This window comes from Pseudomonas sp., from assembly GCF_050739935.1.
Classification (GTDB): Bacteria; Pseudomonadota; Gammaproteobacteria; order Pseudomonadales; family Pseudomonadaceae; genus Aquipseudomonas.
The window spans coordinates 21,460-41,949 of the sequence record NZ_JBOICF010000058.1; the positions used below are offsets into that span (position 1 = coordinate 21,460).

Below are 20,490 nucleotides of genomic sequence, written 5' to 3' on the forward strand. Positions count from 1 at the left end.
TTACAACGAACAATGGATAAACATCATGAACAAACTCGACCTGCTCAAAACCTTCGTTCGGGTCGCGGAGCTTTCTAGTTTCACCCTTGCCAGCGATGCGCTGGGACTGCCGCGCTCCAGCGTGTCCGAGCAAATTCGCGCCCTCGAAGACCTACTCGATACACGCCTGCTGCAGCGCACCACGCGCAAGGTCCAAACCACCCCCGACGGTCAGGCACTCTACGAACGCAGCAAGGACCTGCTGGCGCAAATGGACGAGCTGGAAAGCCTGTTCCGTCAGGACAATGCCGTGCTCAGTGGCCGCCTTCGGGTCGACATGCCGACCGCTGTGGCACGCCGGCTGGTGATGCCGCGAGTCAGCGAATTCATCGACCGGCATCCGTTGATCGAACTGGAAATCAGCAGCACTGATCGCCGGGTCGACCTGGTGCGCGAAGGTTTCGATTGCGTCTTGCGCGTCGGCGAGTTACCGGACACCACGCTGGTGGCGCGCAAGATCGGGAATTTCCGCATGGTCAATTGTGTGAGCAGCAATTACGCCAAGCGCTTCGGTGTGCCGCAGACGCTGGAAGACCTGCAACAGCACCGACTCATCAACTACGTGTCGGCCTTTGGCGCAAGCAACGCCACGTTCGAATATCACCGCGACGGCAAGGATTATCAGGTGCCCATGCCCAGCAGCATCACGGTCAATTACATCGAAGCCTACGAAGCCGCCTGCCTGGGCGGGCTGGGCATTGTGCAGATACCGCGCCTGTCCAACGAGTTCCACTTGGGTCGCGGCGAATTGGTAGAAATATTGCCCGATTACCTGCCTGCCCCCATGCCGGTCTCATTGCTCTATGCCCACCGTCGCCATCTGCCACAACGCTGTCGGGTGTTCATGGACTGGATGGAGCAACTGTTGCTCGAATACGGCGTGGCTGCCTGAGGTTTTTTCTGCTGAAAAAAAATTTTGTACATGGCTGTAACCACTTTTCCGTCTCCAGAGAACTGCCTCCCGGCTCTGATGCATAGCGTGACTGCCACGCAGGTGCCGGGACCACGATCGGCAGCTCGGCGTAGAAACAAAATGGCACGACATCACGTTCGCGCTCGTTTCTACATCGAACTAACGTTCGGACCTGTCGCACGGCGTGACCTCACGCAGGTGCCACACACATCCTCAATCAGGTAACTGGAGATACATCATGAACAACCTCAAACTCGCCGCCGTCGCTCTGGCTTTCGCTTCCGTCGCAACCGGCGTCAACGCTGCGGAAACCGGCTCGGCCCCCGCCATGGAAAAATGCTACGGCGTGTCCTTGGCCGGCAAAAACGACTGCAAGGCCGGTGCCGGCACCAGCTGCGCAGGCACCTCCAAAACCGACTATCAGGGCAATGCCTGGAAGAGCGTCCCCGCAGGCACCTGCACCTCGATCAAAACCCCGCACGGCACCGGCTCGCTGACCCCGATGTAATTTGCGATACGTGAAAAGCTGAACGAAAAACCATTGCAAGGGCAGGCGTCGATCATGAACACATCACTCACCCAGGGTGCCGGACTGGGCCTGAAGGCCGACCACTACGAGGCGGCGTATGATTGCGCCGCTCAAGGCCTGTGGTTCGAAGTCCATCCGGAAAACTACATGATCGACGGCGGCCCTCGCCTGGCGTGGCTGGAGACGATCGGCAGCCGCCATCCGCTTTCGTTGCACGGTGTTTCCCTGTCGCTGGCGGCCGACTGCACACCCGACATCGAACACCTTAAGCGGCTCAAGGCTCTCGCCGAACGCTTCCAGCCAACCCTCATTTCCGAGCACCTCGCCTGGTCCACCTGGCGGGGTCGGTATCACCCCGATCTGCTGCCCTTCCCTCGCACCGAGGAAGCCTTGCAGCGAATCGTCGACAACATTCAACGCACCCAGGAGTTTCTCCGGCGCCGGATCGCCATCGAAAATCCGAGCCATTACCTGAAACTGCCAGACCATGATTTCAGTGAAATCGACTTCCTCGCCGAATTGAGCACACGCAGTGGTTGCGGGCTGTTGCTGGACATCAACAACGTGTTTCTCAGCGCCCACAACATGGGCTACGACGCCAACGCCTATGTCGATGCTTTTCCCGGTGCGCCGATCATGGAGATCCATCTGGCCGGACACAGTGTCGACCCCGGCGGCGCCTCGTTGCTGATCGACTCTCATGATGCGCCGGTCGCAGAGGACGTCTGGTCGTTGTATCAGCGGCTGATTCAGCGTGTAGGTCCACGGCCAACGCTGATCGAGCGCGACGACCATATCCCTCCGTTCAATGAACTATTGCTGGAACGGGATCGGGCGCAGTCGCTGCTGGAGGCATTGCCATGCAACTGAGCACGTTTCAGAACGCCTTCGTCGAGGCGCTGTACGACCCAAGGGCGAGCGGTCTTGGCATGCTGACCGAACAACCCGGCTTCACGGTTTATCGCAACACCGTAATCAAGGGCGGGGTGGATGCGCTTCAAGCCAATTTTCCCACTGTCGAACGTCTGGTCGGCAGCGATTGGCTGGTCGCGGCAGCCGCAATCCATGCGCAACAGTCGGCCCCTGCCGATGCCCGACTGATCCATCACGGCAGCGAGTTCCCGGCATTTCTGGAGCGTTTCGAGCATGCGCAACCCTTGCCTTATCTGGGCAACGTCGCGCGGCTCGATCTGCTGTGGACCCAATGCCACATCGCGGCCGATGAACCCGGTATCGATGTCACGCGGATTGCCAGCCTTGCTCCCGAACAACTTGCGTCGCTGAAGCTCAGACCGCGGGCTACGGCGCGCTGGGCGTGGTTTGTCAATCAGCCGGTGTTCAGCATCTGGCGCCACAACCGTGAAGGGCTGGAAATGCCGGAACAACTTCACTGGCAAGGCGAGGGGGCGTTGCTGGTGCGCAGCGGTGGTGCCGTCGGCTGGCATGCTCTGGACATCGGCGGCTGTGCATTTCTCGACGCCTGCGCGGCTGGACAGCCTTTGGCCCAGGCCGCGCAACACGCCAGCGACATTCAACCGTCGCTGGACATCTTCGAACTGCTTACCCGATTGGTCAGCGCGGACGTGTTCGCCGCGACCGATCCTTCATGATCCATTGGAGAACGCCATGGACGCTTTACCTAACGAAACCCCGTGTCAATACTCCCCGCGAACGGCATGGAATCGCCTGGCCGATCGCCTCGGTCATTTGCTCAATGATTCAATGCTTTCGCTGGTGGCGCGCCTAGCCATCGGCGGAATCTTCCTGATGTCGGGAATGACCAAGGTCGAGGGTTTTCTGACCATTACCGACAGCACGTATTTCCTGTTCAGTAACGAATACAAACTGCCGTTGATCCCCCCGGACATCGCCGCGCATATGGCGGCGTATGCCGAACACCTGTTCCCAGTGCTGCTGATTCTGGGACTGTTCACGCGATTATCGGCCTTTGCCCTGCTCGGCATGACCCTGGTGATCGAGATTTTCGTCTACCCCGATGCCTGGGCCACTCACTTGAGCTGGGCGGGTTTGTTGTTGATCCTAATTGCCAAGGGCGCTGGATCGCTGTCGCTGGATCGCAAATTGGGGATCAAATGAAACCGGTCTCCCCGGACTGCTACAGGGAATTGCACTCGTTCGCAAAATCCCGACACGCCGCAACCCCCGGATAACGGTATACACACGAATCCAGGCGCCAACCCATCCGCAAAAAAAACCACCGCACAAAGGCGGTGGCTCTCTTAAAAAGCGTTCACTTCTATCCAGCTCAAACCTTAACGACCCACCCCGCAGGCCCTTCGATCTCGCCGAACTGGATTCCCGTCAGTTCCCTGTACAACCGCTGAGTCACCGGTCCGACCTCGGTTTCGCTGTGGAATACATGCAGCTCGTCTTTATAACTGATCCCGCCGATCGGCGTGATCACAGCTGCCGTACCGCACGCACCGGCCTCCTTGAACTGATCCAGCTTATCGATGAAAACCTCGCCCTCGGTGACCTTCAGGCCCAGACGACTTTCAGCCAGCTCGATCAGCGACAAGCGGGTAATACCCGGCAGCACCGACGGCGACTTTGGCGTGATGAACTGATCGTCGTGGGTAATCCCGAAGAAGTTGGCCGAACCGACCTCCTCGATCTTGGAGTGAGTCAGCGGATCCAGATAGATCGCATCGGCAAAACCGTGCTTCTTCGCCTCGCTGCCCGGCATCATGCTCGCCGCGTAGTTACCGCCCACCTTCGCAGCACCTGTACCTTGCGGCGCCGCGCGGTCATAGCTGGAAATCACGAAATTGTGCGGTTTCATGCCGCCTTTGAAATACGGGCCGACCGGGATGCAGAACACCGAGAAGATGAACTCCGGCGCAGCACGCACGCCAATGTTGTCACCGACGCCAATGACGAACGGACGCAGGTACAGCGCACCGCCGGTGCCATACGGAGGAATGAAACGCTCGTTGGCGCGAACCACTTCCTTGCACGCCTCGATGAACTGTTCGGTCGGAACGTGCGGCATCAACAGACGCGAGCAACTGCGTTGCATGCGCGCGGCGTTCTGGTCCGGGCGGAACAGGTTGATCGAGCCGTCTTTGGCACGATAAGCCTTCAGGCCCTCGAAGCACTGCTGACCGTAATGCAGCGCAGTGGAGCCTTCGCTGATATGCAGCACGTTGTCTTCGGTCAGGGTGCCCTTGTCCCACTCACCGTCGCGCCAGTGAGCCAGGTAGCGCTTGTCGGTCTTGATGTAGTCGAAACCCAGCTTGTCCCAATTAATGCTTTCGTTACCCATGACACCCTCTATTTCCTGGCCAGCACGCCCGGCGTGCGCGGGGGGCCAGCGTTTCATCAATATGGTCGTGAAGGCTCGGCCGAGGAAGTCGCCCTCACCGATGTTGCGCCATATTACTGATTTTTTGCCGGACAAACCGCCTCCGACGCTCGCGTCTCGAAAAAGAACTGTCGGCGCGTCGCAAGCCCCCTTCAAAAACAGCCTCCCACTCCTTGATCGACCATTATTTGCGTACCATGCAACGCTTGCGCGAATTGCCGTGTCCACATGGCCACAGCGGCCACTGTAAAACTTTGACAGTGACCGCCGGGTTGAACTGGCGGACGCCTGCCTCAAGCAATTCGACCGAATCAACATAAACCTCAAGGAAGACTTATGACCGCTGACTCCAACCTGCCCAAGCATGGCGCCGTGCTGTTCGCCAAGGATCTGCCTCGGGTCGCGGCCTTTTATCGCGAACTGTTGGGAATGACCCAGACTTTGAGCGAAAAACGCCTGATCGTGCTGGAGTCCGAGACCTACCAACTGGTCATTCACGGGATTCCGAAACAAGTAACCGATCGGTTGAACATCACCGTCCCGCCCAAGCGTCGGGTCGACCTGCCGATCAAGCTGGTGTTTCCAGTCAAGAGCCTCGCTGAAACCCGCGCTGCAGCAGTGGCGCTGGGAGGTCAGGTCGATGACGCTTCTGCTCAATTCTCGTCCCGGGGGTTTACGGCGTGCGATGGCTACGATCCGGAGGGCAATGTGCTGCAGTTTCGTGAAGCGGCGCGCTGATTTGAATCAGCCCTGATCGCGATCTGTAGCAGCACGGCATGCCGGTGGTGGGCGCCGGTGATATCGCAGTCCCCGGCGAGCTGTGCTGCTATAGATATACCGCCTTCATCCACCTCGTTTAGTATCACCCCACCCGCCCCGTTCACGAGGACCTGCGGATGTTCGATACACCTGCCCTTTCCAACGTCGAATCGCTGTTGCACTGGATGGACGGACGCTCGTTCACGGTGCTCACCGGGGCGGGCATCAGCACATCGTCCGGGATTCCCGATTACCGCGACAGTGACGGCGTGCGTCGGGGACGGCAGCCGATGATGTTTCAGGAATTCCTTAATGACCCGCAAGCGCGGCGACGCTATTGGGCGCGGGCCATGCTCGGCTGGCCAATGGTTCGCGCCGCGCAGCCCAACGCAGCCCATGACGCCCTGGCGGTACTGGAGAATAACGGTGTCATTGCGGGGGTCATCACTCAGAACGTCGATACCCTGCACGATCAGGCCGGCAGCCACGATGTGATCGAATTGCATGGCAGCCTGTACTGGGTGCTGTGTCTGGATTGTCGTCAGCGTACCGAGCGCGATGTAATTCAACTCACGCTGCTGGAGCAGAACCCGCATCTGGCAGGCGTTGATGCCGTGCAGGCTCCGGATGGCGACACCCTTCTGGATGCGGCTTTCGAGGAGCGCTTTCAGGTCCCTCATTGCCCCCATTGCGGCGGCGAGCGGATGAAGCCGGACGTGGTCTTCTTCGGCGAAAACGTGGCACCGCCAACTGCCGCCAAGGCCATGGCCCGGGTCGAAGAAGCTGCAGGATTACTGGTGGTGGGGTCGTCGCTGATGGCCTTTTCAGCATTTCGCCTGTGCCGCAGGGTTGTCGATCAGGGCAAACCGCTGATCGCCATTAACCTGGGCAAGACCCGCGCTGACGATTTACTCGATCTGAAGATCGGTGCGGCCTGCGAGGTCTTGCTGCCGGAACTGGCGCAGCGGCTCATTGGGGTATGAACTCTTCTGCACATGAACTCTTTGGTGCATGACTGCCTGGTGCTTGGACTCTTTTGTCCCTGAAGTAAATGTGCCTCACTTCCACAGGTCTGCACTTGATTCACCAACCAATCAAATTGCCGAATCGCCACCCCGGCAAACCCTGGCGCTACAGCTGCGTCCAGCTTAGGGCGATCAAGCCCTGATCCCAGGCAACGCCGCCAATGCCCGTTCCCACACCTGTCGCGTCCTGATCCATACCATTTCCTGCCAATCCGGATCCGCTGGGTAGAACTGTTCCAGCAGTCCCTGCTTGATCTTGCGCCCGGTCTCGTCCAGCGGATCGCCATGCAAATGCAGCCAGTGATCGTCACGCAGATGCCCGTGCACCAGATCACCCGCATACGTCCCGCATTCGATGACAAACGGCATCAGATGTACGCCAGGCAGGGCATCCAGCAACATCTGGGAGGTGTAGCCGGTGGACGTCGCTGCCACGCCGGTTGCGCTGACTTTGTTCGCGCCGGTGATCAGGGTAAATAGCCACGGCCCAAACAGCGCCTTGGCGTCATCGAGTGCCGGATAGGCCGATTCGACGATGCTCATCAGCATCGGGTGGCCATAATCTCCAGCGCCGGTGTGCAAATCGAAACACGCCGCCACATCGACGCCGCTCAGATGCTTCTCGACGATGCTGCGCAATGTCCGGTTCGACCAGCTCGGCCCCGCACCGCCATAAAACAGCCCATCGGCAAACGCGTATTGCCCGGCCTCCACCACCGACATCAATCCCGACCAGCCCCGCTCGGCGATGGCTGCGTTGAACAGCGCATCGGCCTTGTCCCGCTGCGGCCCCTGCAACTGCTCGCAGGCGTAGATCGCATGCACGTCACGATAGGCGCGGTTGTCGGGCAGTGGTTTGCTGAAGTCCAGGTAATTGCGATTCTGGTCGAGATTGTCCTCGTTGACCCGGCGCATCCACGCAGTACCCCAAGGGTTGATCAGGTGAATCATCAGCACCGCGACGCCGTCGGGCAGTGCTCGGCCATTGAGGCTTTCCAGCCAGCGACTCTGGCAATCCGAGCCGTAATAGCCCTCGACGCCGTGGGTGCCGCTCAACGCCACCAGCACACGCTTGGCGTCCGGCGCGCCAAGCCAGGCGACGTCCGTGAACAACGTCTCGCCAAACGGCCCAGTCAGAGGATGAGAATATTCGCTCAAGGTAGCGCCCGCCTGCGTCGCGGCCTGCAGGAAGCGCTCACGAAGCTGACGATAGCCGGGGGTGTCGGGGAAAAACTGGCTCATCACGACCCTCTCAAAGAAAACGAAAAAAGCCGTCCGTGCAGGCTTCAGGCACTGGCAAACGGCCGATGCATGGAAGTTAAAAACAGACAGCCTTCCGGAACATTTTTTAGGTGGAACAGACGTCCCGCGACGGGAGCCGCCTTCTAGCTGCAAAACCGTGAGTCTACGCTGCCCACCGATGCGCAACACGCATCAAATGCAGGAATCGCCTATCTGCCGACCTACACCCCTGATGTGCTTAGCGCCCGATGCCTGGCCCCGCTCGCCCCACGGCCACTCCCGGTACATGGCACGTCACTCAGCTTTCAACAGCTACTACACTGACCTTCGAAAGCGTATCATCGCGCCCCTGTTTTCTTGCCTCGGTGCCCGACATGCCCACACTCCCGCTTACCTCCGAACGCCGTGGCTGGTCATTCTGGTGGAAACCTCTGGCGTTTCTGGTGGTGGCCGCCGTCGGCCTGTACTACGTCAAATGGTCACCGTATTACCTGAAATCGTTCATCGCCGCCGACACCCACAACATCGGTGGTTCGATCATTAACGACAACCCGGCCAACCCGTGGACCGCCGCCCTGGTCTACGCCCAAGTGTATTTCCTGGCGATCTGGAAGGCTGCTGTGCTGGCGGTGCTCCTCGGCTCGCTAGTGCAGGTGCTTATTCCCCGCGACTGGCTGCTGCGCATGTTCGGTCGCGCAGGGTTAGGCTCGACGGTGCGTGGCGGCCTGTTCGCCCTGCCCGGCATGATGTGCAGCTGCTGTGCGGCACCGGTGGCCGCAGGTCTGCGCAAGCAGAATGTATCGGTGGGTGCGGCGCTGGCGTTCTGGATCGCCAACCCGGTGTTGAATCCGGCGACCTTGGTGTTCATGGGTTTCGTTCTGGGGTGGGGGTTCACCGCCTTGCGCCTGCTGGCGGGCATCGTGCTGGTGATCGGCGTTTCCCTCGTGGCGCAACGCATTTCAGGCCCGGAGACACTTCCGGAGCAAGCCGTGGAGTCGGTGGCTGAAGCCGAAGCCCCGGCGCAAGGCAGCTTGCTGACTCGCTGGGGGAAGACCCTGTGGCAGCTGTTCTGGACCACCATCCCCATCTACGTGGTGGCTGTGCTGATCCTCGGTGCTGCGCGGGTCTGGCTGTTTCCACACGTAGACGGCGCCATGGGCAACGGTTTGCTGTGGCTGGTGCCGCTGGCGATCGTCGGCACGCTGTTCGTGATTCCCACGGCTGCCGAAATCCCCATTGTGCAGACCCTGATGACGCTGGGTCTGGGCACAGCACCTGCCGTGGCGTTGCTGATGACCCTGCCGAGCGTGAGCTTGCCGTCGTTGCTGATGCTGCGTAAATCCTTCGACAGCAAGGTGCTGGTTATCGTCGGCCTTCTGACCATGCTGGTCGGCGTGATCAGCGGCCTTATCGGAGCGGCGCTTTTGTAGCGCTTCGGTGTTTCAGGTATTCGACAATCGCCTGCTGCTCCCCGGAAAATTCGATCCGTGCATTTTTGCTGTCGCGCTGATAGGCGTACATCGGGTCGTAATACTCGCTCAGCATGGCGCTGATCCAGGCCCTGTGCTGATCGACGTCACCGCTGCGCTGCTGCTCCTCAAGGGCACTTTCCATGATCGCCGCCAGACGCTGATAACGTTCGCCACCCAGACGTCGGACAATGCTCGACAGGCTCTGCTGCAAGCGCTCGGCATAGGCAGCAAAGCCGCTCTCGATGCCGCCGACGGCAATGAACTCGGCGCACAGATCAGTCACATAATCCTTTAGAATCCGTTCGACCCGCCCTTCGAAGCTGTCTTCGAGCCATACCAGCGGTGCCGCCTGCATGGTCCGGTACAACTCCAGTGGCACGGCACGGCTGCCGACGATCCGGCCTTCATCCTCGACCACGAACTGATGCAGGTGCCTTGCGCGCTTCTTGAGGATGTCGATCGCCAAGCGGTTTTCGAAATCGATTTGTCCCGGCTGTGGCGTAGCGTGTTTGCCGAAGCTGGAGCCGCGATGATTGGCATGACCTTCCAGGTCCAGCGCGTTATCGAGTTGGTGCAGCACCTCGGTCTTGCCAGTGCCGGTCAGGCCTCCGATCAACACGAAATTGCACTCGGCCACGGCCTGCTCGGTCACCCCGATCAGAAAGTTACGCATGGCTTTGTAGCCACCCACGACACGCGGGTACTGGATGCCCGCTTCGCTGTCGAGCCACTGCTGGGTGATCTGCGAGCGCAAACCGCCCCGAAAGCAGTACAGGAAACCATCGGGGTGCAGTTTGGCGAACGCCGCCCAGGCTTCGATCCGCGCCTGTTTGAGGTCGCCGGAAACCAGCTTGTGGCCCAGTTCAATGGCGGCCTGCTGGCCTTCCTGCTTGTAACTGGTGCCGACCTTCTGCCGTTCGATGTCGTTCATCAGCGGCAGGTTGATCACACCAGGAAACGCGCCTTTGCCGAACTCCACTGGAGCGCGTACGTCCATCAGCGGGACATCATGCAGGAAGATTTCATTAAAAAGGCCGCTGTTTTCGCGCATCAGAACACCTCTACGGCAAGTCGCTGTCGCTCTACCAGTTCGCCGATCGGCTGGAGATTCATGGCCATTTCGCCGGCCATGGCGAGGAACGCTGTCTCCTCGGCTGGCTCCACGGCAATCAACAAGCCGCCGCTGGTCTGCGGGTCGCATAGCAGCACTTTCTGCACTTCGCTCAGAGGGCCGATGCGCTCGCCGTAGCTGTCGAAATTGCGCTGCGTACCACCAGGGATGCAGTTTTGCTCGATGTAGAAATCGACACTCCCCAGACGTGGTACTGCGGCGGCATTCAGGCGCGCGGTGAGCCCGCTGCCATCGGCCATCTCCACCAGATGCCCCAACAGACCGAACCCGGTGACATCGGTCATGGCCGTGATGCCGACCAATCTCGAAAAACGGCTACCGGGCTTGTTCAAGGTGCACATGACATCGCGCGCCAGGCCCTGGTCTTCAGCACGCAGTACGCCCTTTTTTTCGGCGGTGGTGAGAATGCCGATGCCCAGGGGTTTGGTGAGATACAGTTTGCAGCCGGCGGTGGCGGTGTCGTTGCGCTTCATGAAACGTTTTTCAACCAGACCGGTGACGGCAAGGCCAAAGATAGGCTCCGGCGCATCGATCGAATGCCCACCCGCCAGCGGTATGCCCGCCTCATCGCAGACCGCACGACCGCCACGAATCACTTCGCGGGCGATTTCCGGGGCCAATACGTTGACCGGCCAGCCCAGGATGGCAATGGCCATCAACGGATCACCGCCCATGGCGTAGATATCACTGATCGCGTTGGTGGCGGCGATGCGTCCGAAATCGTAGGGATCGTCGACGATCGGCATGAAAAAGTCGGTGGTCGAGACCACGCCTTTTTCGTCATCGATGGCGTAGACCGCCGCATCGTCGCGGGAGGCGTTGCCCACCCATAGGCGTGGGTCCAGGTTTTGTGCGCCAGAGCCGGCGAGGATGGTTTCCAGGACTTTGGGAGAAATCTTGCAGCCGCAACCAGCGCCATGGCTGTACTGCGTGAGACGAACTGTGTCGGTCATGGGAAGCCCCTGAGTTTCAAGGCGCAGGAGTTTATCAGAGGCCGGACGGATTGGTGGTTCGGGTGGATAGTCGGAACGCTGATGCCTACCGCTTGGCGATCTGCGGTGCGTTTGGTGTGGGCCAGGATCGGCGAATGGACGGCTCAGCTCCTGGCCAGCGCCCGCGCGCTCAGCACTTGCGCCAGCAATAGCGCCCCGACGCACAGTAGCGCGTTGCGCAGCCCGATAGCGTGGGCAGCGAAGCCGATCAGAGCCGGGCCCAGCAGAATGCCGCAGTAACCGATGCCGGTAATGACCGCGATGGCTAGCCCCGCAGGCATCGCTTTTTGCTCTCCGACGACCGAGCAGTAAACCGGGAAGGTGTTGGACAACCCGAGTCCGATCAACGCAAAGCCCAGTAGAAACAGCGGCCAGGGTTGCAGCAGCACCGCCATGGCGAACCCGAGCATGACCAACAGACCTCCGCCGATCAGCAGGTTCACGGCGCCGAAACGCTTTCTCAGGTAGTCGCCGGAAAATCTGCCGGCAGCCATCGCCAAGGAGAACACCGCGTAGGCGCCACCGGCAATCGACAGATCGATCTGATGGGCGCGATTAAGGAACACGGCGCTCCAGTCAAGAATGGCGCCCTCGACCAAAAGGGCGATAAAACACAGCACGCCGATGACCAGCACTTTGGCCGACGGTCTGGCGAAGGGCGCCGCGGGATCGTCGGCACCATGGGGCACCAGACGCCGGCCGTGCCAGAGCAACGTCGCAGCGACGATCACCACCACTACGGAAACCGCCAGCAGGGGCGATGCCCCACCCCACAGCAGCAGACCCATCAACGAAGCACTGGCGATGCCACCGAGGCTGAACAAGCCATGAAAACCGGACATCAGCGGGCGCCCGTGATCGCGCTCGACCATCAGCCCCTGCACGTTCATCGCCACATCGATGCTGCCCAGGCCTGCGCCAAACACAGCCAGGGCCACGGCCAATCCGCCGAATGACGAGAGTGTGGCCAGCAACGGCAGCATCATACAAATCAGCAACCCACCGCCTATCGAGACAAACCGGCAGCCCTTGCGGGTAGTCAGCGCACCTGCCAGCGGCATGGCCAGCATCGAACCCAGACCGAAGCACAACAGCAGCAGTCCCAACTGCGCCTCCTCCAGCCCGGCGCGCTCACGGGCGAACGGCACCAACGGCGCCCACGCCCCCAGTGCCATGCCGGATAGAAGGAAGGTCAGGCGATAGCTCAGCAGGTGAATGAGCGTAGGGGTTTTGACGGATTGAGCGATGGTCAAGGGGACAGTCCAAAAGATCTGAAGGAATAACAAAACCAGTGTGGCAGTGAGCTTGCTCGGGGAGACTGCCTTCAAGGTCCTACATCTGATGTGGAGGTACCGACCTCTTCGCGAGCAAGCTCACTCCCACCGGTTCGTCTCGTTGGTTAAGTCAGCGACCCAACTTCTGAGTGGTGAAAATGAGCGTGCGTAATTGGGCGCATCCTACATCATCGGCGCAGCCATGCTGACAACCCGCAACGCCAGCCCTTCATAGGCATCCAGGGTGATGGTGAATTCGCCCTCGTCGGTCAAATCGCCCTCGACCCGCTCATTGATGATGTCCACCACCGGCCCCGGCGCGATACCGGGCAAGTGTAGAGTTTCGACAATCGATTCCGCACTGAAGTTAAGGGCAGTGATCTGCGTGCCCTTCCCGGCGGGCAACTCGTGGACCATGATCAGCAAGCCCGGGTGCTCGACATCGGGAATCAATATCTGGCGACTTGCAGCGATGTCATAGGCGCGGCGCACGGCGAGGATTTTCTTCAACTGCGAGGCAAACGAATCCGGCTGCTGAAGTTGATCCGGCAAGCTGCCGTACAGCGATTTCGGTCGCGGCATGCCGCCAGCGGAGATTTCGGCGTCCGGGTCCAGATCCACCAGGTCGTAGGCGCCGCGATGAATCCAGCGTGTATCGCCATCGCCCATCAGATGCGCGACCTGCTCGGCCGGTAGCGGCAAGGCCCCCACCAGATCCCAACCTGACAAGGCAAACACTCCCGGCTGCATGGCATTGAACATCACCAGCAGCAAGTGGATATGCTTGATTTTGTCGACATCCGCATCGGTGATGCTGTTCAGATCGCGAATACCGAGTGCGGCAGTGATGATGCTCGCCGTGGTGCAGGACACGCCGTTGGTAACGAACTTGAGGTTGTATGGCGCATGCTCGCCGGCCAGATGCTCGTACATCTCTTCACGAATGTGTTCACGCAGGATATTGCCGGGAAAAGTCTGGCCCTGATACAGGTACTGATCGTGGGCGTGCAGGGTCCAGAAATGCACCAGTTCGAGGGTCAACTCGTCGTGGTTCTGCAACGCATGAATCAGCGAAGCGGGATCGATGCCAAAGTCATGGACCTGACGCAGCATCAGTCGCAGGAATTCGGTTCTGCCGGTCAGTAGCGCATGCTGGTACGCGGGCCGGGTGATGAAGTCATAAGACAGATCGGCACCGCCATGAGACATCGCGGCGATGTCATCGATGGTCAGGTTCAGCTCCTGAAAACTAAAGCCCCCGGCCTTGCGAATCGCGCCGGCCAGCAGCTGATTACCGGTGATCGACAACGGATGACTTTCCGACCACGCCGTCCCCTCGGCCTTGCGCTCGACACCCAGAAAGCCGTTGGCATCCAGACGCAACACCCGCGCACCCATGACGTCGATGGCATGCAGCGCATCGCCGATGATCATTTGCTGTGCGGCGAAGCTTGGGTCCAGCCAGTTCAACGATGGCTGGCCTTCCTTGAAGTAATGCAGATAAACCCAGCGCCGAGCCTTGCCATCGACGCCAGTGACGATCGGCGTGGCGCTCCAGTCGGTTTCCTTGACCCCTGGCTCGAAGAAGATCACCCGCTGCAACTGGCCGACGATGTAGTGCTTGTCACGCAGCGCATCGACAATCGCCGGCGGCAGGTTCACGGCATCACGTCCGGCGGGCACTTCCGGCAACAACGGCCAGTCCTCTTCCTTGATCTCGACCATGTGGTAGAGGCCCGGGTATTCCTCGTAAGCCAGTTCGGCCAGGCGGAAGTCCGCGCCCTTGCCGGTGTGCGACGGGATTACGTCATCAACGATCACGGCGTTGTGTGCGGCGGCAATGCGGCTGAGGTTGAGAAACTGCGCGTCGGTGCCCAGGTCAGCATCGACTTCGAAGCTGATCCGGTCGAAATTGCCGTCGATACTGGGGGTTTTCTGGCGGCCTTTCAGGCCACCGGAGGCTTTCAGCGGGCCATTGTGAATGCCTTGAATGCCGATTTCGGACAAGGCATGCCAGAGTGTTTCATCGCCCAAGGCTTCCAGAACCGAACCGCCCTCGCGGGTGATGATCGAGGCCGGGTAAGCGGTAAACCACACCGACGCGATCGCCGAAGCATCCCGTGGCCGGGCTTGGGCGTAAGGTCGTTGCCAGAGTCGGCCCTGGCCGCCATAGAGTTTGGCGCGTTGCTGTGCGGCGTGGAGCATCGACTGCTCTACCAGCCATTCCACGTACTGCTTGTCCGGTGTGGTCATAGGGTCCAGGGTTCCGTCTTCAAATGGATTGGAGAGGTCGCCCAAGGCGCTCATGCGCGCGGTTCGGGACGAGCCTGTCTACGCCGTTGCTTATGTCTATGAGCGTTCATGAACGTAAACGTTCGTTGTTTGAAGAGCGCCTGACACAGGGTCTGCTGGCGCCCGCTCGTTGAACAGGTTAGGGGCATGTAGAACCACCCAGCTGCGCAGACGCCGCGGGCGATCGCCGTTTTTCAATGCGCAGCTATACCGCTATGCGCCCGCTGACTAGAATTCGACATCGTGGACGCGGAGCCTGGGAGCCATGCGTGGAACTTCATATCGTCATTCAAGGCCGCAAGGACCTGGCGAATCAGCTGTACGAACAACTGCGCGACAGCATCGAGTCCGGGCGTCTCGCTGCGGGCGTGCAACTGCCTCCCAGCCGCTTGCTCGCGGCGCAGCTGGGGCTGTCACGCAAGACCATTTCCGACACCTACAGCCGCCTGACTTACGAAAGCTATCTGGTCGGCAAGATCGGCAGTGGCACCTTCGTCAACAGTTTGAGCACCCATACCCCGCGCGCCCAGATCAGCTCGGACCTGGCCAGCCAGAAGCTGGTGAAGAAGTGGCAGGACATCACCCTGCCCTTGCGCCATCCGACCCTTGAAGGCACGTTGCGCTGTGACTTCATTGGCGGCGCCACTGCCAAGACTCAATTCCCCCATGACGAGTGGCGGCGCTGCACACAATACGCGTTGCGGCAGATGTCCCAGGTGCGGGGCTTTTACAGTCAGCCGGAGGGCGTTGCCCCACTGCGCAGCGCCATTGCCGGCCACATCGCCTTCTCCCGCGGCGTCAAATGCGTAGCTGAGGACGTGGTGGTGTGCAACGGCGCGCAGCAGGCACTGGACTTGATTGCCCGGGTCCTGATCGAGCCAGGCTGCACGGTGGCGATGGAAGACCCGGGCTACACGCCGGCGCGGCTGCTGTTTGCGGCGCAGGGGGCGAATGTGGTCAGCGTGCCGCTGGACGGTGAAGGCATCATTGTCGAGCGGATCCCCGATAATGCCCATGCGATTTACGTCACACCCTCCCACCAGATGCCGCTGGGCATGCCCATGAGCGTGAACCGGCGCAAGGCGCTGCTGGAAAAAGCCAGGCGAATCGGCGCGATCATCATCGAGGACGATTACGACAGCGACTTCCGTTACGAGGGCCGTCCCACCGACTCGCTGCAGAGCATGGATCAATTTGGCGTGGTCGCATACGTCGGAACCTTTTCCAAAACGCTGTTGCCGGAGTTGCGACTCGGTTACGCGGTGCTGCCCAAAGCCATTCTCGAAGCGGTGATCAAGGCCAAGCAACTGACCGACTGGCACACGTGCACGTTGCCACAGTGGGCGCTGACCAAGTTCATCAGCGACGGTCTGTTGAACAAACACATCCGCCGCTGCCACAGCATTTACGCTGGCCGCCGCGAACGGATTCTTGCGCGATTGGCAGGGGATCTTTCACCCTGGATGGAGGCAATACCCTCCACCGCAGACTTTCACATGGCGGTGATGTTCAAGGTGCCGATCAACCTGGGGCTGCTGGTCGACCTCACCCGCAAGCTTGAAATCGGGCTGTACCCGTTGACCGGTTTCTACCACGACGTACAGCCCCGTGATGGCCTGATTCTGGGGTTTGGTGCGATCGAAACCCTGGATATCGATCCGGCGCTCGATCGGCTGCGGGACGTATTGATGCAGATCGCCTGAAGGGTGCAGCGCCCGCCACATCCGCCGCCGCTGGCGAGCCCGAGTGCTGCAGGGAGGTAAACTCGGTACCCGGCGTATGCGGGGCGATACGCCGGCGCTCGAACTGAAAGACTTGCATACCGCTTCGGCCCGCGGCCGTATCTGACCATAGCCAATCTCGCAAAAGGCCGACCGCTCGTTATCTACGCATTCGATGGAACTTCCCCGCCTTTGGTATGCCGACTAAAGAGATGCCGGATACACCGTCCGCTGACAATGGAGGCCCTTCTCATGCCTGATCCAAACGGCAAGGTTCGTTACGCAGTCGTCGCAGGAGGCTGGATTTCCCAAGGCGCATTCATGCCTGGGCTGGAGCAGACCGACAACTCGATCATGACTGCGCTGGTTACCGGCGATCCGGTGAAAGCTGACGAGCTCGCGGCGCTGTATGACCTCAAGAGCTATCACTACGACGACTTCGCCACCTTGCTCAGCTCGGGCGAAATCGACGCGATCTATCTGGCCACGCCCAATTTTCGTCACCGCGAGTTCGCCGTCCCCGCCCTGGAAGCCGGTATCCACGTCCTGCTGGAAAAGCCAATGGCGGCCAACGAGGAGGATTGCCTGGCAATCGCCGAGGCTGCGAAACGTTCAGGCGCCAAACTCATGGTCGCCTACCGCCTGCATTTCGAGCCTGGCACGGTTGAAATGGTCAACCGCGTTCGGGCGGGCGACATTGGCGAGCCACGCCTGTTTACCGCGACATTCGCGCAGACCACCGATCCGGCCAACCATCGCATGCAAAGTGGCTTCGATGCTGGGCCCGTCGCCGACATGGGCCCTTACCCGATCAATGCCGTGCGTAGCCTGTTCGGTGCCGAGCCGCTGGAAGTGCACGCGGTTGGCGTCAAGACACCGGGTCGCGAAATCAACACGTTCGACACGGTCAACGTCACCCTGCGCTTCAGTGAAGAACGACTGGCGACCTTCACCGTCAGCTACAGTCTGCCTTCCACCGAGCGTTTCCAACTGATCGGCACCAAGGGTGAATTCGAGGCCTCGCCGTGTTTTGGCTTTGGTGAAGGCGTGGCCATTGCCTATAGAGCGATCATCGACGGCACGACTACCGAGCACAGTCATCCGGTGGTGGATCAGTTCGGTGGCGAGACCCAGTATTTCTCCGACTGCATCCTGCAGGATCGCGAACCTGAGCCGGACGGCGACGAAGGTTGGCGCGACGTGCGCATCGTCGCCGCTGTCGAACGCGCACTGACCACCGGCCAGCCGCAGAAGCTGGACCCGCTGCCGGAGCGTCCTGCTATCAGCGTCGAACAGGCGCGCAGGTTGCCATTGGCCAAAGTGCCGCGGTATATCAATACCGATGAGCCTAATGCCTGAGTACACACGCCCCCTGTAGCAACCCGGCTTGCCAGCGTCAGCGATCTCAGGGACGCCACCGTCAGCAAGCCGGAATGCTACAGAATGTGGCATGCTGTAGGTTCCACCGTTCAGCGCCGGGCGCACACCTTGCGAGCAAAATAAGGCAGTTGTATGATGTCCGTTAACTTTCGATAACCCTTTGGGCCTTATCGTCGCCACGCTTCATGCAACTCACCGATTCCCATTCAGGCGCACCGCCTGATCGTTTCGACTCAAAAATAACAGGAGAAGCAGATGCCTAACGTTCTCGGCCAGAACTTCATCGGCGGCGCCCGCAGCGGCCTCGGCGAAGCGCGCCATAAGAGTCTGGATGCCACCACAGGCGAAGCCCTGCCCTACACCTTCCATCAGGCCACCGACGCCGAAATCGATGCCGCCGCCGTGGCTGCGAAGCAAGCCTTCGTCGAATACCGCCAGCTGAGCCCGGCTCGCCGCGCCGAATTCCTCGATGCCATTGCCGATGAGCTGGATGCACTGGGCGATGACTTCGTTGCGTTGGTCTGCCAGGAAACGGCATTGCCAGCCGGTCGTATTCAAGGTGAGCGCGGTCGCACCAGCGGTCAGATGCGTCTCTTCGCCAAAGTCCTGCGGCGCGGCGATTTCCTCGGCGCGCGCATCGATCAGGCGCTGCCGGATCGCAAACCGCTGCCACGCGTCGACCTGCGGCAGTACCGCATCGGCGTTGGTCCGATTGCCGTGTTCGGCGCAAGCAACTTCCCGCTGGCGTTCTCCACTGCCGGTGGCGATACCGCCTCTGCACTGGCCGCCGGTTGCCCGGTCGTGGTCAAGGCGCACAGCGGTCACATGGCGACTGCCGACCTGGTCGGTGAGGCGATCATCCGCGCCGCCGAAAAAACCGGCATGCCCAAGGGCGTGTTCAACATGATCTTCGGCAGCGGCGTCGGCGAAGGTCTGGTCAAGCATCCGGCCATCCAGGGCGTCGGCTTCACCGGTTCGCTGCACGGCGGTAATGCCCTGTGCAAACTGGCTGCCGAACGTCCACAGCCGATCCCGGTCTTCGCCGAGATGTCCAGCATCAACCCTGTAGTGCTGCTGCCGGGCGCGCTGGCCGCTCGTGGCGCCGCCGTCGCTGGCGAACTGGCTGGCTCGGTGGTCTTGGGCGCAGGTCAGTTCTGTACCAACCCTGGTGTTGTGATCGGCATCCGCTCCCCTGCCCTCACCGCGTTCACTGAGCAGCTCAAAGAGCACATGGGTGGCCAAGCGCCGCAAACCATGCTCAACGAAGGCGGCCTGCGCAGCTACAGCAAGGGCGTACAGAAGCTGCTGGACCACCCGAGCGTCACCCACCTGGCGGGAAAACCGCAAGAAGGCCGTCAGGCCCAGGCGCAGCTGTTCAAGGCTGACGTAAGCATGCTGCTCAACGGCGACGAACTGCTGCAGGAAGAAGTCTTCGGCCCGACCACGCTACTGGTCGAAGTCGCCGACGATGCCGAACTGAAAGCCGCACTGCTGGCCCTGCGCGGCCAACTGACGGCCACGCTGATCGGTGAAACCGCCGATTTGCAGAAATATCAGTGGCTGGTGCCGGTGCTGGAAGAGAAAGTCGGTCGTATCCTGGTCAACGGCTACCCGACTGGCGTAGAAGTGTCCGATGCCATGGTCCACGGCGGTCCGTATCCAGCGACCTCCGACGCTCGCGGCACGTCCGTCGGTACCTTGGCGATCGACCGCTTCCTGCGCCCGATCTGCTATCAAAACTACCCGGACAGCCTGCTGCCGGCCGCTCTGCAAAACGCCAACCCGCTGGGCCTCAAACGCCTGGTCAACGGCGAGTGGAGCAGCGACGTCATCGCGTGATGAACGCTTGATCCGCTGAACGAAAAAACGGCGCGTCCCGCACAGGACGCGCCGTTTTTCTTTCCCGAGCTATGGGATCATTCCGGGAGCGAGTTCCTGCGACAAGGCCCTTGCCAGTCATGGCGAGCGCCACTAGCATCGCCGCCAGCCCATTCATGCAGCAACGGAAATCGACATGAGCGACGAACTACAGATCATTGACCTAGTGGAAGGCTCCGGCAAAGCGGCGGTCAAGGGTGCTCTGATTACGACGCAATACACCGGCACACTGGAGGACGGAACCGTGTTCGATTCGTCCTGGGAACGTGGCAAGCCGTTTCAGTGCGTGATCGGCACCGGTCGGGTAATCAAGGGTTGGGATCAGGGTCTGATGGGCATGAAAGTCGGCGGCAAACGCAAACTGCTGGTGCCCTCGCATCTGGCCTACGGCGACCGCAGCATGGGCGCCCACATCAAGCCCCACTCGAAGCTGATTTTCGAGATTGAGCTGCTGGAAGTCCTGACGCGGGATGATTGAATAAACGCTGCCACGCCACACCCGCCTCTGTAGCAGCAT

At 60.5% G+C, this 20,490-nt stretch carries 18 protein-coding genes; 12 read left to right on the forward strand and 6 right to left on the reverse strand.

Annotation, left to right across the window (positions count from 1 at the left end):
* Positions 1–25 precede the first annotated feature (25 nt).
* From ACRER8_RS10035 to ACRER8_RS10055, 5 genes are all read left to right on the forward strand, one after another.
* Positions 26–931 carry a LysR family transcriptional regulator gene (locus tag ACRER8_RS10035; protein WP_431746176.1) on the forward strand — a complete coding sequence of 302 codons (906 nt, stop codon included), beginning with the start codon at positions 26–28 and terminating at the stop codon, positions 929–931.
* 259 nt (positions 932–1,190) lie between these two features.
* Positions 1,191–1,460, forward strand: coding sequence for a BufA1 family periplasmic bufferin-type metallophore (locus tag ACRER8_RS10040; RefSeq protein ID WP_431746177.1), 270 nt, complete (start codon positions 1,191–1,193; stop codon positions 1,458–1,460).
* A gap of 54 nt (positions 1,461–1,514) precedes the next feature.
* A complete protein-coding gene (gene bufB, locus ACRER8_RS10045; protein ID WP_431746178.1) occupies positions 1,515–2,351 on the forward strand; it encodes an MNIO family bufferin maturase in 837 nt (278 codons plus the stop codon).
* The gene (locus ACRER8_RS10050) at positions 2,342–3,091 is read left to right on the forward strand and encodes an HvfC/BufC family peptide modification chaperone (RefSeq protein WP_431746179.1); all 750 of its coding nucleotides are present in this window, start codon (positions 2,342–2,344) and stop codon (positions 3,089–3,091) included. Before bufB ends, ACRER8_RS10050 begins: the two co-directional genes overlap by 10 nt.
* A 16-nt stretch (positions 3,092–3,107) precedes the next feature.
* Entirely contained in the window at positions 3,108–3,578 is a 471-nt protein-coding gene (locus ACRER8_RS10055) for a DoxX family protein (protein WP_431746180.1), read from the forward strand.
* A 169-nt stretch (positions 3,579–3,747) separates the two neighbouring features.
* On the opposite strand, the gene ACRER8_RS10060 is transcribed toward ACRER8_RS10055, so the two are convergent.
* Positions 3,748–4,767 carry a branched-chain amino acid aminotransferase gene (locus tag ACRER8_RS10060; protein WP_431746226.1) on the reverse strand — a complete coding sequence of 340 codons (1,020 nt, stop codon included), beginning with the start codon at positions 4,765–4,767 and terminating at the stop codon, positions 3,748–3,750.
* 375 nt (positions 4,768–5,142) lie between these two features.
* On the opposite strand from ACRER8_RS10060, the gene ACRER8_RS10065 reads away from it, so the two are divergent.
* Together ACRER8_RS10065 and ACRER8_RS10070 are read left to right on the forward strand one after the other, a co-directional pair.
* Positions 5,143–5,544 (forward strand): VOC family protein, encoded by a 402-nt coding sequence (locus ACRER8_RS10065; protein WP_431746181.1) that lies wholly within the window; start codon positions 5,143–5,145, stop codon positions 5,542–5,544.
* Between the two features lie 206 nt (positions 5,545–5,750).
* Positions 5,751–6,548, forward strand: coding sequence for an NAD-dependent protein deacetylase (locus tag ACRER8_RS10070; RefSeq protein WP_431746227.1), 798 nt, complete (start codon positions 5,751–5,753; stop codon positions 6,546–6,548).
* Between the two features lie 174 nt (positions 6,549–6,722).
* Here ACRER8_RS10070 and ACRER8_RS10075 read toward each other — a convergent pair whose 3' ends face one another.
* Entirely contained in the window at positions 6,723–7,832 is a 1,110-nt protein-coding gene (locus tag ACRER8_RS10075; protein ID WP_431746182.1) for a DUF2817 domain-containing protein, read from the reverse strand.
* 374 nt (positions 7,833–8,206) lie between these two features.
* On the opposite strand from ACRER8_RS10075, the gene ACRER8_RS10080 reads away from it, so the two are divergent.
* Entirely contained in the window at positions 8,207–9,262 is a 1,056-nt protein-coding gene (locus ACRER8_RS10080) for a permease (protein WP_431746183.1), read from the forward strand.
* On the opposite strand, the gene mnmH is transcribed toward ACRER8_RS10080, so the two are convergent.
* The 4 genes from mnmH to treS all read right to left on the reverse strand — a co-directional run bounded on the left by mnmH (position 9,240) and on the right by treS (position 14,955).
* Positions 9,240–10,355, reverse strand: coding sequence for a tRNA 2-selenouridine(34) synthase MnmH (gene mnmH, locus ACRER8_RS10085; protein ID WP_431746184.1), 1,116 nt, complete (start codon positions 10,353–10,355; stop codon positions 9,240–9,242). The genes ACRER8_RS10080 and mnmH overlap by 23 nt on opposite strands.
* Positions 10,355–11,389: a selenide, water dikinase SelD gene (gene selD, locus ACRER8_RS10090; protein WP_431746185.1), complete on the reverse strand. Its 1,035-nt coding sequence runs from the start codon at positions 11,387–11,389 to the stop codon at positions 10,355–10,357. Before selD ends, mnmH begins: the two co-directional genes overlap by 1 nt.
* Positions 11,390–11,532: 143 nt before the next feature.
* Positions 11,533–12,681, reverse strand: a complete 1,149-nt coding sequence (locus ACRER8_RS10095) for an MFS transporter (RefSeq protein ID WP_431746186.1) — start codon at positions 12,679–12,681, stop codon at positions 11,533–11,535.
* A 204-nt stretch (positions 12,682–12,885) separates the two neighbouring features.
* Positions 12,886–14,955, reverse strand: a complete 2,070-nt coding sequence (gene treS, locus ACRER8_RS10100; protein ID WP_431746228.1) for a maltose alpha-D-glucosyltransferase — start codon at positions 14,953–14,955, stop codon at positions 12,886–12,888.
* Positions 14,956–15,263: 308 nt separating this feature from the next.
* Between treS and ACRER8_RS10105 the strand changes: the two genes are divergently transcribed.
* From ACRER8_RS10105 to ACRER8_RS10120, 4 genes are all read left to right on the forward strand, one after another.
* Positions 15,264–16,697, forward strand: a complete 1,434-nt coding sequence (locus ACRER8_RS10105; protein ID WP_431746187.1) for a PLP-dependent aminotransferase family protein — start codon at positions 15,264–15,266, stop codon at positions 16,695–16,697.
* A gap of 270 nt (positions 16,698–16,967) precedes the next feature.
* Entirely contained in the window at positions 16,968–18,074 is a 1,107-nt protein-coding gene (locus ACRER8_RS10110; protein ID WP_431746188.1) for a Gfo/Idh/MocA family protein, read from the forward strand.
* 276 nt (positions 18,075–18,350) lie between these two features.
* Complete coding sequence (locus ACRER8_RS10115) at positions 18,351–19,934, forward strand: aldehyde dehydrogenase (NADP(+)) (RefSeq protein WP_431746189.1); 1,584 nt, start codon at positions 18,351–18,353, stop codon at positions 19,932–19,934.
* 175 nt (positions 19,935–20,109) lie between these two features.
* On the forward strand, positions 20,110–20,451 hold the full coding sequence (locus ACRER8_RS10120; protein ID WP_431746190.1) for an FKBP-type peptidyl-prolyl cis-trans isomerase: 342 nt from the start codon (positions 20,110–20,112) through the stop codon (positions 20,449–20,451).
* The last annotated feature ends 39 nt before the right edge of the window (positions 20,452–20,490 follow it).